The 15,547-nt window shown below is 45.7% G+C and carries 12 protein-coding genes; 4 read left to right on the top strand and 8 right to left on the bottom strand.

Annotated elements, in window-relative coordinates:
• Positions 1-372 precede the first annotated feature (372 nt).
• Both FW774_RS07010 and mgrA read left to right on the top strand, forming a co-directional pair.
• Positions 373-2,211 carry a UbiD family decarboxylase gene (locus FW774_RS07010; RefSeq protein WP_149347463.1) on the top strand — a complete coding sequence of 613 codons (1,839 nt, stop codon included), beginning with the start codon at positions 373-375 and terminating at the stop codon, positions 2,209-2,211.
• A gap of 401 nt (positions 2,212-2,612) precedes the next feature.
• Complete coding sequence (gene mgrA / locus FW774_RS07005) at positions 2,613-3,602, top strand: L-glyceraldehyde 3-phosphate reductase (protein WP_149347462.1); 990 nt, start codon at positions 2,613-2,615, stop codon at positions 3,600-3,602.
• A 53-nt stretch (positions 3,603-3,655) separates the two neighbouring features.
• On the opposite strand, the gene FW774_RS20375 is transcribed toward mgrA, so the two are convergent.
• The gene (locus FW774_RS20375) at positions 3,656-3,796 is read right to left on the bottom strand and encodes a hypothetical protein (RefSeq protein WP_187774842.1); all 141 of its coding nucleotides are present in this window, start codon (positions 3,794-3,796) and stop codon (positions 3,656-3,658) included.
• Positions 3,797-3,889: 93 nt separating this feature from the next.
• Here FW774_RS20375 and alaS point away from each other — a divergent pair, with 93 nt between their 5' ends.
• Both alaS and FW774_RS06995 read left to right on the top strand, forming a co-directional pair.
• Positions 3,890-6,526 carry an alanine--tRNA ligase gene (gene alaS, locus FW774_RS07000; RefSeq protein WP_149347461.1) on the top strand — a complete coding sequence of 879 codons (2,637 nt, stop codon included), beginning with the start codon at positions 3,890-3,892 and terminating at the stop codon, positions 6,524-6,526.
• Positions 6,527-6,684: 158 nt separating this feature from the next.
• Complete coding sequence (locus FW774_RS06995) at positions 6,685-7,449, top strand: YdcF family protein (protein WP_149347460.1); 765 nt, start codon at positions 6,685-6,687, stop codon at positions 7,447-7,449.
• 208 nt (positions 7,450-7,657) lie between these two features.
• On the opposite strand, the gene FW774_RS06990 is transcribed toward FW774_RS06995, so the two are convergent.
• The 7 genes from FW774_RS06990 to asnS all read right to left on the bottom strand — a co-directional run bounded on the left by FW774_RS06990 (position 7,658) and on the right by asnS (position 15,507).
• Positions 7,658-8,416, bottom strand: coding sequence for an SGNH/GDSL hydrolase family protein (locus FW774_RS06990; RefSeq protein WP_149347459.1), 759 nt, complete (start codon positions 8,414-8,416; stop codon positions 7,658-7,660).
• Between the two features lie 206 nt (positions 8,417-8,622).
• A complete protein-coding gene (locus tag FW774_RS06985) occupies positions 8,623-9,801 on the bottom strand; it encodes an AIR synthase related protein (protein WP_149347458.1) in 1,179 nt (392 codons plus the stop codon).
• A gap of 72 nt (positions 9,802-9,873) precedes the next feature.
• Entirely contained in the window at positions 9,874-10,158 is a 285-nt protein-coding gene (locus tag FW774_RS06980) for a SelT/SelW/SelH family protein (protein ID WP_149347457.1), read from the bottom strand.
• Between the two features lie 599 nt (positions 10,159-10,757).
• Positions 10,758-11,618, bottom strand: a complete 861-nt coding sequence (locus tag FW774_RS06975; protein ID WP_149347456.1) for a flagellar motor protein MotB — start codon at positions 11,616-11,618, stop codon at positions 10,758-10,760.
• Between the two features lie 138 nt (positions 11,619-11,756).
• A complete protein-coding gene (locus tag FW774_RS06970; RefSeq protein WP_187774841.1) occupies positions 11,757-12,845 on the bottom strand; it encodes an acyloxyacyl hydrolase in 1,089 nt (362 codons plus the stop codon).
• Positions 12,846-13,113: 268 nt separating this feature from the next.
• Positions 13,114-14,055 (bottom strand): lipid A deacylase LpxR family protein, encoded by a 942-nt coding sequence (locus FW774_RS06965; RefSeq protein ID WP_149347454.1) that lies wholly within the window; start codon positions 14,053-14,055, stop codon positions 13,114-13,116.
• Between the two features lie 6 nt (positions 14,056-14,061).
• The gene (asnS, locus tag FW774_RS06960) at positions 14,062-15,507 is read right to left on the bottom strand and encodes an asparagine--tRNA ligase (protein WP_149347453.1); all 1,446 of its coding nucleotides are present in this window, start codon (positions 15,505-15,507) and stop codon (positions 14,062-14,064) included.
• Positions 15,508-15,547: the final 40 nt, after the last annotated feature.

The raw sequence follows: 15,547 nt of genomic DNA, 5'->3' as shown, positions 1-15,547 counted from the left end.
ACATGGGACTGGCCAAAAAGTCAAAAAGCACCGTCCTTTCGATCCCTCCCGTACGTACGGGATCGGGAGAGGAGACCAGGAAGTAGCTGCAAAGTAAAATCTCTTTCCTAAGTACTTCTGACGGAGATCCCCTCGATTATGTCTCGGGACGAGAGCTTTTTGGTTAGCCCCAGCATAAGCTGAATATTTTATAACACTCCTGGTGTGATACCACTGTGCCTGGGTATGGGCATTAGGTTTCACGCCAGGAGTGCGGCGTTTTTAGTATGGGATATTTTAACATGACATTTCCGGTGTTCCTGGTACAGGCATGATCCATAGGGTTAAATTTCAATCTTCTGCTCAAACAAAATTCTCTAACTTAGCTGCGTTATGGGTTACAGCAGCTTAAAAGAGTGCATCAGCGATTTAGAACGTCACGGCCATTTGATACGTATCCGCGAAGAGATTGATCCTTACCTGGAAATGGCCGCTATTCATTTACGGGTATTTGAGCATCAGGGCCCGGCCATTTTGTTCGAAAACGTAAAAGGAAGCCGGTTCCCGGCCGTGTCAAACCTGTTTGGAACGGTAGAGCGTGCCTCGTTCATGTTCCGGGACACCCTTGAAAAGATCAAAACCCTGGTCGATTTAAAATCCGATCCGCTTAAAGCTGTCAAATCGCCATTCAGATACCTGAATACGGCATTTACTGCGTGGTCTGCTTTGCCGCTTAAGCAACGGGCCAATGCGCCCATATTATACGGACAGACCCAGGTCAGCCAACTGCCGCAAATTGTAAACTGGCCTATGGACGGCGGCCCGTTCGTTACCTTGCCGCAGGTTTATACCGAAGATGCCGACAAGCCCGGCATTATGCAGGCCAACCTGGGCATGTACCGCATACAGCTTGCCGGAAATGAGTATATCCGGGATAAAGAAATAGGATTACATTACCAGCTACATCGTGGAATCGGCGTGCATCAGGCCAAAGCCAATGCCCGCAACCAGCCGCTTAAAGTGAGCATATTTGTTGGCGGGCCACCGTCGCATACGCTTGCGGCGGTTATGCCGCTGCCAGAGGGCCTGTCTGAGATGACCTTTGCCGGAGCGCTGGGTAACAGGCGTTTCCGGTATTTTTATGATGAAGACGGTTTCTGTATCTCTGCCGATGCCGATTTTGTAATTACCGGTACGGTTGAACCTCACGAAAATAAACCCGAAGGCCCTTTTGGCGATCATTTGGGTTATTATAGCTTAAAGCATCCGTTCCCGCTGATGAAAGTGCGGCGGGTTTACCATCGTAAGGATGCTGTATGGGCATTCACGGTTGTGGGCCGTCCGCCACAGGAAGATACCAGCTTTGGCGCTTTAATTCACCAGATAACCGGCGCAGCCATTCCACAGGAAATTCCCGGGCTGCATGCTGTGCACGCCGTTGATGCGGCCGGCGTGCACCCGTTGCTGTTTGCTATTGGCAGTGAACGCTATACGCCGTATCTTACCACCAGGCAGCCGCAGGAACTACTGACCATTGCTAATCATATTTTAGGCAAAAACCAGCTCAGCCTGGCCAAATATCTTTTTATTGCCTCGAAGGAGGATGATCCCAAACTGGATATTCATCATATCCGTGATTTTCTGATCCATGTGCTTGAACGGATAGATCTGTCCCGCGATCTTCATTTCTATACCCGAACCACTATCGATACGCTGGATTACAGCGGTACGGACATTAATTCGGGATCGAAACTGGTTATTGCCGCCGCCGGAGAAAAGAAGCGTGAACTGTTGCATGAATTACCCGCCGGTTTTACATTGCCACGCCCGTTTGACCGTTTTAAGCTGGTGATGCCAGGTGTTTTAGCCGTAGAATCGCCGGCATACACGCATGAAAACCAGTTAAAAGCTGAGCTTGAAATTCTGAATAAAGCGCCTGGTATAGAAAGTTTACCGGGATTACCTTTATTGGTGCTATGCGATGATGCCGGTTTTACAGCCGAGAATATCAGCAATTTTGTGTGGGTAACGTTTACCCGCAGTAATCCATCGCATGATGTACATGGCATGAACAGCTTTATTGAGCATAAGCACTGGGGCTGTAAAGGCCCGCTCATCATTGATGCCCGTAGCAAGCCGCATCACGCTCCGCCGTTGATTAAAGATGAGGCTGTAGAGAAAAGGGTAGACCGTTTGGGCGAAAAGGGCGGCTCATTATACGGTATTATTTGAGCAGAAAAGCTACCCGGTTAAGGATAGTTTTCGGGGTATACAGACATAGAAATGTGTTTGCCCGATTTTAAATAATCGCTTAGCTAAATTTCATCCATTTTTTTCATATTTGATTTGTGCTTTGGTGAGCTTTATTTTTATACAGGGCTCTTTAATAATTTTAATTTTTAACCCCGAACCCCGAATTACCCGGGAGGGGGTACTACGTTCAACTTTTGACTTTTAACTTTTGACTTTTAACTTTTAACTTTTAACTTTTAACTTTTGACTTTTAACTTTTGACTTTTAACTTTTGACTTTTAACTTTTGACTTTTAACTTTTGACTTTTAACTTTTGACTTTTAACTTTTGACTTTTAACTTTTGACTTTTAACTTTTGACTTTTAACTTTTGAATTAACCATGTATACACCAAGTTCTTCACGTTACGCTATGATGCAATACCGCCGCTGCGGAAAAAGCGGCCTGAAATTGCCGGCTATATCGTTAGGTTTATGGCATAATTTCGGCGGTGTTGATGATTATGACCAATACCGCGAAATACTTCATGTTGCCTTTGACCAGGGGATAACGCATTTTGACCTGGCCAATAATTATGGCCCGCCCCCGGGCTCGGCCGAAGAGAATTTTGGAAAGATACTGGCATCTGATTTTAAAGCGTATCGCGATGAGCTGATCATTTCTACCAAAGCGGGTTACACCATGTGGGAGGGCCCTTATGGCGATTGGGGTTCACGCAAGTATTTGATTTCCAGCCTGGATCAGAGCCTGAAACGTATGGGCCTGGATTATGTGGATGTTTTTTACCATCACCGTCCGGACCCGGAAACACCGCTGGAAGAAACCATGACCGCGTTAAACCATATTGTTAAGCAGGGTAAGGCCTTGTACGTTGGCATATCAAATTATGATGTTCCCGAAGCTGAAAAGGCTATCCGCATGCTAAAGCAAATGGGTACGCCTTGTTTAATTCATCAGCCGCGGTACTCCATGTTTGATCGTTGGGTGGAGAATGGTTTGCTGGATCTGCTGGCGAAGCAGGGTGTTGGATGTATTCCGTTCTCGCCGCTGGCTCAGGGTTTATTAACGGATAAATATTTGCATGGCGTACCTGTAGGCTCAAGAGCTTCTAAGGCTCATGGCTTTTTGCGACCAAGCCATATAACCCCGCAGAAGCTGGAACAGATTGAGCACCTTAACCAGATAGCCATTAACCGCGGTCAAACACTTGCCCAGATGGCCCTGGCCTGGATACTTAAAAGTCCGGTAATAACGTCGGTACTGATAGGGGCCAGCAAAGCAGAGCAGGTTACCGATGCTGTACATTGTTTGCACAACCTGTATTTCTCTGAAGACGAAATATTTACCATTAATACGATCCTGGCGATTTAGTTAGTTAGTTAGTTAGTTGGTTAGTTGTTAGTTAGTTGCATGGGTATTGCAAACTAAACCCGGGTGGAGCGTATACCGGCCTTGTGGTTAATGCCCCGGGGGAAGGTATTGGGGGCGGTTGTGCCGTATGAGCGTAACACGGGACTATCTGTGCCCAAACGATACCGCCCCTGCTTTTCAAATGAAAAATACATGAAAATTCTATGCCCTGGCAGGTTATTCCCCAATAAATATTCTAAATGGAATAAATACCGCTCAAAAAACTAAATTTGCACAAATTTTACAGGATGACCACCAAAGAGATACGACAGGCATTTTTAGATTTTTTTAAGGGAAAAGGGCACCAGATTGTTCCGTCTGCGCCTATTGTAGTGAAGAATGACCCGACATTGATGTTCACCAATGCGGGGATGAACCAGTTTAAAGACCTGTTTTTGGGTGAAGCACCTGTAAAATACTCCCGCGTGGCCGATACACAGCGTTGTTTGCGGGTTTCGGGTAAGCATAACGACCTGGAGGAAGTGGGTATTGATACGTACCACCATACCATGTTCGAGATGCTGGGCAACTGGAGCTTTGGCGATTATTTTAAGAAAGAGGCTATTGCCTGGAGCTGGGAATTGCTTACAGAGGTGTATAAAATCAACAAAAACAGGCTGTATGTGACCGTGTTTGAGGGCGATGCCGCCGAGGGCCTTCCTAAAGACCAGGAGGCATTCGATTTATGGAAACAGTTTGTGCCCGAAAGTCATATTCTGCTGGGTAATAAAAAAGATAATTTCTGGGAGATGGGTGAGACAGGGCCGTGTGGCCCCTGTTCGGAGATACATTACGATAACCGGAGCGATGAAGAGCGTGCTAAGGTAGACGGCGCATTGTTAGTGAATAAAGATGACCCGCAGGTTATTGAGATCTGGAATAACGTGTTCATCCAGTTTAACCGGCTTAAAGATGGGTCGTTGCAGCCGCTGCCGGCGAAGCATGTGGATACCGGCATGGGTTTGGAGCGTTTGGTGCGTGTGCTGCAAGGTAAAACGTCCAATTACGATACGGATGTTTTCCAGCCGTTGATCAGCTTTATTGCATCGGCATGTGGAAAACTGTATGCGGGCGATGCTCAACCTGGTGATAAAGGCTGGCAGGATGCGGTTGCTATGCGTGTAATGGCCGATCATATACGGGCCATTGCCTTTGCTATTGCCGATGGGCAATTACCGTCAAACAACAAGGCGGGTTACGTGATACGCCGTATTTTGCGTCGTGCTGTACGTTACGCCTATACGTTTTTGGGCTTTAAAGAGCCTTTCCTGAACCAACTGGTTCCGGTGCTGGCGGCTGAGTTCAAGGGCGTATTTGATGAGCTGGATGCACAGAAAGATTTTGTTCAGAAGGTGATCCTGGAAGAGGAGATCTCGTTTTTGCGTACGCTTGATACCGGCATCCAGCGTTTTGAGAAATACAGCGCCGGTCAGCAGGTTATTAACGGCGACTTTGCCTTTGAACTTTACGATACGTTCGGTTTCCCGATTGATTTAACCGAGCTGATGGCCCGCGAAAAAGGTTTGCAGGTGGATATGGAAGGTTTTGGGCTGGCATTGCAGCAGCAAAAAGACCGTTCGCGGGCGGCTACAGCCATTGATACCGGCGACTGGGTTATCGTGAACCCCGGCGATGAAACGGAGTTTGTAGGGTATGATCTATTGGAAAGTGAGTGCCGGATTTTGAAGTACCGTAAAGTGGTGGCTAAAGGTAAAGACCAGTTTCAGCTGGTGCTTGACCGGACTCCTTTTTACGCGGAAAGCGGCGGGCAGGTAGGTGATACCGGCATCCTGGAAGACCAGAGTCGCCTGTTTTCGGTAGAGATTACCGATACTAAAAAGGAAAATGGGTTAATTATTCATTATACCGATATTTTACCTGATGAATTGCAGGGCAGCTTCCGGGCCGTGGTGAATGCGGTTAACCGTACCGCGACCGAGAACAATCACTCGGCAACGCATTTGCTGCATGCGGCTTTAAAGCAGGTTTTGGGCAATCATGTTAATCAAAAAGGTTCGCTGGTTAATGCTGATTATCTGCGGTTTGACTTTTCGCATTTCGCGAAGCTTACCGATGAAGATCTGGAACAAATAGAAGCTATTGTTAACAAACGCATTCGCGAAAATATCAGGCTGAAAGAGCAACGAAATGTTCCTTACCAGGAAGCAATTGAATCGGGAGTTACAGCTTTATTCGGTGAAAAATACGGCGATCTGGTGCGGGTGATTACCTTTGATGATAATTTTTCGAAAGAGCTTTGCGGCGGTACACATGTAAAAGCTACCGGGCAGATCGGTTTTTTCAAAATTATTTCAGAAAGCGCTGTCGCAGCTGGTGTCAGGCGTATTGAAGCTATAACCGGCGTTGCCGCCGAGCAGTATGTCGCTGAGCAGGCCAAACTGGTGGATACGCTAAAGCAGTTGCTTAAAAATCCTAAAAGCCTGGCTAAATCCGTTGAAAGCTTGCTGGAAGAAAACAATCGCCTCAAGAAGGAAATTGAAAAAAGCATACAGGAGAAAGCTGCCGGTTTAAAACATGAGCTGGCCGCAAAAGCACAGGCAATAAATGGTCTGAATGTAATCACTGAACGGGTATCGTTGCCTAACGCAGAAGCTGTTAAAAACCTGACCTATGCTTTAAAGGATATTGTACCAAACCTGTTCCTGGTTTTAGCTGCTGATATTGACGGGAAGCCGAACATCACGGTGATGATCTCTGAAAATGTGATTAAGGAACGTAACCTGAATGCCGGAGCTATAGTGCGTGAGCTGGCTAAAGAAATACAGGGCGGGGGCGGCGGTCAGCCTTTTTATGCTACGGCCGGTGGTAAGGACATCAGCGGACTGGATAATGCGTTACGCAAGGCTAAGGATCTGGTTTTGTAACTTGAGTTCGAATAATAATTGCAACGCCCTGATTCGTGTTTTCACGAGCCAGCATAAATGAAGCTTCGTGAAGACACAAAGCTTGGCTTGGGGAGCTGATTTTGTGGGCGCTTTCAACTTTTAACTTTCAACTTTCAACTGTTTAGGTTTAGCTCCAGATGTTTGCACTCGGAAAACTGTTCCTTATTTTTCTAAACCCGGTTTTATGGATCGTGGCAGTTTTGCTGTACGGGCTGTTTACCAAACCTGCACGCCGGAAGAAGAACTGTTATACTGCGGGTATTCTCATGTTGTTATTCTTTTCCAACCCGTTTATTATTGACCGGCTTACGGTTGCTTACCAGGAAAAGAAATATACGCCTGCAAAAAACGAGGTTTACAGCGCCGGGATATTGTTGGGGGGCTTCTCAGGATTTAATGAAGGTGATGGCGAAGTGTATTTCAATGCTGCTGCCGACAGGTTTATACAGGCCGCTGAATTGTACCGGACAGGGCATATCCGCAAGATCATTGTGGCTTCGGGAAACGGGAATGTTTTCCTGGATAAAGCGTTCAGGGAAGCGGATTTTGTTACTGAGCAATTACAGAATTTGTGCATCCCTGCTGCTGATATTTTAGCTGACCGGGATTCCCGGAATACGGTAGAAAATGCTGTAAATACTAAGAAATTAATCGATTCATTACACTTACAGCCTCCATATCTTTTAATAACCTCCGCTTTGCATATACCGCGGGCTTTGCGTACGTTCCGGAAAGCCGGGTTGGATGTTAAGCCTTTTCCTGCCGCCTTTACTGCAAAACCCAGCAATAGTTTCTTTCCTGATGATGTGCTGATCCCTTCAGCTGACGCCTTAGCAGCATGGAAAGGTTACCTGAGAGAAGTCTGCGGTAATATTCTGTACCGGATTCTGGGTAGGGGTTAAACGTAAATAAGTCCTTGTAGATGCTTTGGCCGTTTATATTATTGTAATGAAAATGGAGGATGTCTAAAAAGTCAACAGAACCATCAATTAGCGCAGTCACGCTGACCCCGAAGACTCGGGGAAGTGTCTGTAGCCACAATAAACCAATCCTTCGACAAGCTTACGATGACCATAGCAAATTTTTAGACATCCCCTTTATCCTGTTAACTTACCCTTTTACCGCTTTTAGCCAGGCTTCGGCCATCAGGCGGGCGCCGGCCACACTGGGGTGTACGCCATCGGGTGTCCAGTAAGATCCGGGAGCCATTTTCTGGGCGGTATCATACACCTTTTGGTAAGGGATAAATACCGCACCGAAACTTTCGGCCAACTCGCGGGCGGCTTTTTGATATTCATAAAATGCAGGGAACCATGCATCGGTAACCGCTTTTACACCGTTTACGGCATAAGGCTCGCCAATAATAAGCTTTACATCGGGTAAGCGATTTTTTGTTCTATCCAGCAGGGCTTTGAAGTCATCTCGATAGGTTTTAATAGTGCCCTTGTATTTGCCGCTAAGGGTATGCCAGTAATCGTTTACGCCGACCAGTATACTCAGTATATCGGGTTTAATAGCCAGGCAGTCTTCTTCCCAGCGGTCGGCCAGTTGGTATACTTTATTACCACTGATGCCCCGGTTATATATTTTCAGGTTCTTTGACGGGTTGTCCAGCAGCAGGGTGGAGGCTGCTCCCAGGGCATAACCTGTACCCAATCCCATGGCATTGTTTTCTGATGTTTGTTTACGGTCGCGGTGGGCATCAGTGATGGAATCGCCCTGGAAAAGGATGGTTGCATTATCGGGGATTCTGATCTTCCCGGCAGCTTTGCTGGTTTCGGGCATTGCAGCTGCAACAATTTCGGGAATAAGGCTTGAGCCTATTACGCCAAGAGCGGCGGTTTTAATAAAATTTCTACGGTTATTCATATTGGTTTGGTTTTCAAAGCGGTAAATTAAAGGAAATGATTTTACGCTTGCAAATATGTAACAGCGTTTATATGATGCAATGCCATTGATCAATAAACCGGATTGAGCGGATACCGGCCTTGTGCGTAATGCCTTGCAGGCGTATGAGCGTAAAGCCGGGCTAACGCGACCGATAGTTGCCGGAACCTGCTTTTCAAAATATAGCCTTAATTATACACAAACTCACCGAACTCTGAACGGATGGTTACCTGTTTTTTACCGCTTTCTTCTACACGCCCCACAATACGGGCTTCAATGCCGAAACTTTCGGAGATGGCGATCAACTCCTGCGCTATTTCCCGTGGTACATAGAGCTCCATCCGGTGTCCCATATTAAATACCTTGTACATTTCCTGCCAGTTGGTATGGGATTGTTCCTGGATCAACCGGAATAGCGGTGGAACAGGGAAGATATTGTCTTTGATAATGTGCAGGTTATCGATAAAATGCAATACCTTGGTTTGAGCGCCGCCGCTGCAATGCACCATACCATGAATTTGCTCGCGGTAGCCTTCCAGTATTTTTTTTATGACGGGAGCGTAGGTGCGTGTGGGCGAGAGGACGAGCTTTCCGGCGGTTATGGTTTCGCCGTTGCCCAGGTCAATGGTATCGGTTAGCTTTTTATTACCTGCAAATACCAGTTCGTACGGTACTGCCGGATCATAACTTTCGGGATATTTTTCGGCTACGTATTTATGGAAAACATCGTGCCGGGCAGAAGTAAGCCCGTTTGAGCCCATGCCGCCATTATATTCCTGCTCATAGCTGGCCTGTCCGTACGAAGCCAGCCCAACGATCACATCTCCTGCTTGTATGGTATGGTTTGAGATCACATCGCTGCGATGCATGCGGCAGGTAACCGTAGAGTCAACAATAATGGTGCGAACCAAATCGCCGACATCGGCAGTTTCGCCACCCGTCGGGTAAATGCTGATGCCGCCCGAACGGAGATCGGCCAGGACATCCTCGGTTCCGTTAATAATTTCGGCAATTACTTCGCCCGGGATCAGGTTTTTATTGCGGCCAATGGTAGATGATAATAAAATATTATCGGTAGCGCCTACGCAAAGCAGGTCGTCAATATTCATGATGATGGCATCCCGGGCAATGCCCCGCCATACGGAAAGGTCGCCGGTTTCTTTCCAGTACACATACGCCAGCGACGATTTAGTGCCGGCTCCGTCTGCATGCATAATGTTACACCATGCCGGGTCTCCACCTAAAATATCGGGAATGATCTTGCAGAACGCTTTGGGATATATTCCTTTATCGATATTTTTTATGGCGTTATGAACATCTTCTTTGCCGGCAGAAACTCCGCGTTGGTTATACTTATAATCAGACATGGGGGCAAATTTAGCTCAAATATTCCAATTAGAGATGGCCCGCACGCTACCAGGTGCCTGAAAGTTTAAATTTTACGCTGGCTTTTTATCAGCATGGCCTAAATCCTTTGCCGGATTTACCACATCGCGAACCAGTTGTTTCAGCTCTTTAATTTCGGGAAACCGGCCCATCCGTTTACGGTCGAATACGCTGTTGTCATTTATGCGTATTTCATAACGTCCGCTTACTTCGCTGGGCTGTAGCAGCACGCCGTGAACATCGTCAGAGAAAGTGCTTAACAATTCCTGTGCCATATAGGCCGCACGTAACATCCAGCCGCATTTGGGGCAATATTCAATAGTAATAACAGGTTTCATGCCGCAAGATAATGATTGTAGCGAATAGTGCAGGATACGATTTTAGATTTACGGTTTTAGATTTACGATTTACGATTGAACAAAACCCTCAACTGTCCGGAGTGTTCAGCGAAAGCGTCACTCCGGATTGGCATAATGGCCGGTTTTGTAATCGTTCGTTATATTTTACGGGATGTCTGTAACCTCAACCCGATAGCGCTAAGTTCCGGCTTAGTGCTGTTACTTAAAAGCCTCCGGACTTTATTATTACTGACTAAGGATTAATACATAAGTTGGAGTTTTTTAACTCATTTTAATGGTAAGGCCTTTATATTTATTTTACAAGAGTCTGTAGACTCTTCTCTATATGTTAATCCGTAGAGTTAAGCATCAGCGTCTCTACGGACAGTGTAGGTTAATCTGTAGAGCCCTTCGGAAACAGCACGCCAACGGGCAATATACAGGAAGCTTTAAAAAAGCCTCACAGGTTTTGCCAGCGCAAGGGCTTCGGCGCAAACCTGTAAGGTTTATGTAATAACATTGGCCCCGGTCTTTTCTGACCCCGAATAATCGGGATTTCGCTGCGCTCAACTTTCCCGGCTTTCGGACTAAAAAGGCAGCTATTGCTTTTCTTCCGGCGCTTTTCCGATTAAGTCCATAAACTGATCCAGCTTAGGAGTAATGATGATCTCGGTACGCCTGTTTTTAGCCCGGCCGGCATCGGTACTGTTATCAGCCACCGGATTGTATTCGCCGCGACCGCCTGCTGTTAGACGTTTAGGATCAACATTAAAATTGTTTTGCAGGGCTTGCACTACCGACGATGCTCTTAGCGCACTTAGATCCCAGTTGTTACGAATGTTCTTTTGCGAAATAGGTACATTATCGGTATTACCTTCAATCAATACGTCGTAGTTGTTGTAATCCATAATGATCTTAGCGATTTTGCTTAACGTTTCATTGGCCCGGTCTGAAATCTCGTAGCTTCCTGATTTGTAAAGCATGTTGTCTGAAAGCGAGATATAAACCACGCCTTTGAGTACCTTCACATCAACATCCCGCATTTCCTGCTGGCTTAGCGAACGGGTTAAATTGTTGGTTAATACCATATTTAATGAATCGCTTTTATTCTTGGCATTGACCAGTTGTTGAATGTATTTGTTAGAACGGTTAATTTCATCAACCAGCTTGGAGATGTTTACATTGCCCTGGTTGCTGGAGTTTAAACATTTGTCAAGCGCATCCTGCAATGATTTTGCGCTGGCTCTTTCAGACGCTATTTGTTCTTCCAGGCTTTGTACACGGTTATTAACTACCGCCAGGTTACGTTCAGAAGTTAAGTACTTACGTTTCATATTACGATTAGCACTGTCCAACTGATTGTAGTTACTTTGTAACTCTTTATATTTTTTAGTACTTACACAGCTTTGCCCTATTGCTGCAACTATAAACAGCATGGGCACAATTAGTTTTAATTTCATGACGCGTTATATTTAAAATATTAAATGACAATATTTTAACTGATAAAGATGTATAAAGTTTTAGTTTTTAATAAAATTACTCTTTACGAGGTTTGTTAATAGTATAAACCTGTTTTGAAGAGCAGATAAGATTACAGGTTAAAGCTGAAACACCAAACCATAATTGATATAATCGGCCTGGGCCATGTGCATATAGGTTTTGGCCTGTATGCCGATATGAGGTGTGATGTAATAAGTTGGTCCGAACAGCCAGTACCACGTAACGTTTTTATAGTATTTGTCGAAATACAGGTACTTGCCAGCCTGTCCGGTGATGGTGATTCGCCACATGTTCAGATCGGCGCCGGCGCTCAGGCCTAAACGCCAGTCTTTATACGAAGCGCCGTAATATTTGTATTTTCCCTCGGTCTGGTCGGGATCGTAAAACTTATAATAATAGATGGCATCTAATCCCGCCTTGAGGCGGATGAAATCATTAACGCGGTAATTATAACCGGCATATAATCCGCTTTTCCATTTACCGCTATGTGTTTCAGGGATGCCACGCCGGCCAATACCAAGACCCAGTTCAACACTGTTGCGCTGTAACGGTAGAAACGGACTTGCCTTTGTATGTTCAGTTTCGGTGTTATGGTTTTGGAAGGTTAATCCTGCGAAAACGTGAGTTGTATTTAAACCACCGTTAGGAATAACGTAAGCTCCGTTAGAGTAGTGGAGCATGCCAAGCCCGGCGGAAAAGCTCAGGTTAGTATTTAATGGCACAGAAACACCCAGATCCCCTTTCAGGGTCATGTTTAAATGACTGCCGATGAAACGGTTGGTATGATTAGTAAAGTAGGTTTTGGTAAGATAAGATATGCCAAAGGCCGGATTGATGTAAACGCCCGTTTTTCCCAGCTTAAACAGTTGGAATTTAATATTCCCGGCTAAGCCATAGGCTTGTCCGAATGCATTGGCTGAGGTATCGGCATACCCGTTAAAATTGTTGAGCTGGCGGAACATGAAGCCCAGGCCATAGCTTTGGGCGCCGGATGTTCTTATCCAGTTGTCGGCACGGTTGCTGATGTTGTGGTTCCAGTTTACATCGGCGCCATAAAGGTAATTTTTAAAAGTACCGTCCTGCGGCGTATTCACTAAAAAGGAACCGTAATAAAGGGTGGTATTGATCTCCTGTGCTTTGCCGGTTTGAATGGTCAGCAGACTAAACAATAGCAATACGTATTTCATTGCCGGAAGGATTGGCCGTACAGATAAGCTGATTTGCTGTTGAAAAGTTATTAAGCCTGACTGAATTTTATTCATATAACGGTATTTAATGAAGTTGTTTAACGTTTTGTCCTTAAATAGCCTTCGACTGAGCTCAGGCTGACCACATTAGTCATGTTGAGCTTGTCGAAACACAGGCAAAATGTGGTTATAAAGCTGAATTTTAAAGTTTAAACAACTTTTTTATTTAAAGTCTCACATCTAATATCTTATATCTCAAATCTCAATACTATTCAAACCTGTAGCTGATAGTTATCGAACCATATTGATATCCCGTTGCAGTGCTCTTTACTTCGCGGGTTTTGGCAATAATAGCTGCGTTTACGCCCCAATGATTCTTAGCATATTGAACGCCCAGTTGCTGGGCATAAACCCAGTGATGGATACCAAAAGTTACAGGGCCCTTGTTTTCCCTGAAAAGTCCGCCCTGGATGGTTGCATCGTATACCACATAATTAATAAGCGGAACGGTGTAGACAAAGAGCTCCCTTTGCGGAGATTTACCTGCCGGTAAGCGACTGTTAACACGACTATTAAAAGCTGCAGACTGGTTAAAGGCATTCATTCTGCCCAGGCGAACCCTGAAACCTGCTGATGCACCGGAAAACGTATTGCCTAATTTAGCCGAGTAAGTACCGCTGATATCCAGGTTTTGTTTGCTGTTTCTGAAGAACAAGTTGTTATAGGTTGCAGCCAGGTTAATGCCGGGCTCGTTGTTTAGCTGGTATTTCCATCCCTGTACAGGATAAAGTCCGAATAATTTGTGATAGGTTACCTGCACTTCGCGGCCGGCAGCCATCGGACCAATGGTGCCAAGCTGTGCAGACAGCAGCAAGTTATTTTCATTTTTATAGAACCTGTGTAGGGTCACGCCGGCAAATAAATACGCGGTAAAAGGTCTGTCCTGGTCAGCGGCGTTTGGAACTTTGGTAGAGTAGGGGTTAAACAGCATTTGGCCGAATTCAAACCCTAAAATGCGTTTGGTACTATCGGCAGCCGGTTTTAGTGCGTGCCGGTAACGCAGCATAAGACCATTGGTATAGTACCGGTCATACTTATAACCCGATGTATAAAAATCGTTATCGGATGTTAGCGTAAATTCATTACTGTACGTTTGTGCATTGATTCGTACAGTAATGAATAACAGGAAGATAATAATCCTGGAATGCATAGTTGATTAAAACTCAGCATTTTTAGGCGTACGCGGAAACGGAATGACATCGCGAATGTTGGTCATGCCGGTTACGAATAATACCAAACGCTCAAAGCCTAAGCCAAACCCGGCGTGCGGAGCGGAGCCAAACCGGCGGGTATCCAGGTACCAATTCAGCTCCTGGGCTGGCACATGCATTTCTTCCATCCGTTGTAACAGTTTTTCCAGCCGCTCTTCCCGCTGTGAGCCGCCAACGATCTCACCAATTCCGGGAAATAAAATATCCATAGCCCGTACAGTTCTCCTGCCTTCGGCGTCAGGCTCGTTCTGGCGCATATAGAAAGCCTTAATATCTGCCGGGTAATTGGTTAAAATTACCGGTTTTTTAAAGTGCTTTTCAACCAGGTAACGCTCATGCTCCGATTGAAGATCGGCGCCCCAGCCTTCAATGAGATATTTAAACTGCTTTTTCTGGTTAGGCTTGGAGCTTTTCAGGATGTCAATGGCCTCGGTATAGGTTAAGCGTTCAAAGGCGTTGTCCAGGCAGAAATTGAGCTTGCTAATCAAATCCAGCTCAGAACGCTCATTTTGCGGCTTTTGCTTTTCCTCATCCAGCAGGCGGTTTTTTAAAAACTCCAGTTCATCGCTGCAGTTATCCAACGCGTATTTAATAACATATTTCAGCAGATCTTCAGCCAGATCCATGTTATCGTTCAGGTCGTAAAAAGCCATTTCAGGCTCAATCATCCAAAACTCCGCCAGGTGACGGGTGGTATTGGAGTTTTCGGCCCTGAATGTTGGCCCGAACGTGTAGATATCGCCTAAAGCCATGGCGGCAAGCTCACCTTCCAGTTGCCCGGAAACGGTCAGGTTGGTTGGTTTTCCAAAGAAATCTTCCTTGAAATTCACTTCGCCGCTCTCTGTACGGGGAACATTGTCGAAATCAAGGGTAGTTACGCGAAACATTTCTCCGGCGCCTTCGGCATCAGAACCGGTAATAATAGGCGTATGAATGTAGGTAAAGCCCTTGCTGTTAAAAAACTGGTGTATCGCGTAAGCCAGCGCATGCCGTACCTTAAAAACAGCGTTAAAGGTGTTGGTACGGAAACGCAGGTGGGCAATTTCGCGTAGAAATTCAAGGCTGTGCTTTTTGGGTTGCAGGGGGAACTTCTCGGCATCGCTGTCGCCCAGAATTTTCAGGGTGTTTACTTTTGCCTCTACCCGCTGACCTTTACCTAACGATTCTACCAGCTGTCCCTGTATATCCACCGAAGCGCCGGTAGTCAGTCTTTTCAGCAACGCCTCGTCAAAATGATTAAAGTCTACCACCGCTTGTATATTTTGTAAAGACGAACCGTCGTTAATGGCTATAAACTGGTTATTTCTGAATGTTTTTACCCAGCCCATAATCCGTACTTCAGTACCAAAACTTGTTGCGTTCAGCAGATCCTTAATTTTTGTGCGTTTCATCCGTATAATTTTATATCTTGTAGCATTGGCCGGTTGCCCG

This window comes from Pedobacter sp. BS3 (assembly GCF_008274585.1).
Taxonomy (GTDB): domain Bacteria; phylum Bacteroidota; class Bacteroidia; order Sphingobacteriales; family Sphingobacteriaceae; genus Hufsiella_A.
This window is presented reverse-complemented; position numbering and strand designations above follow the sequence as displayed.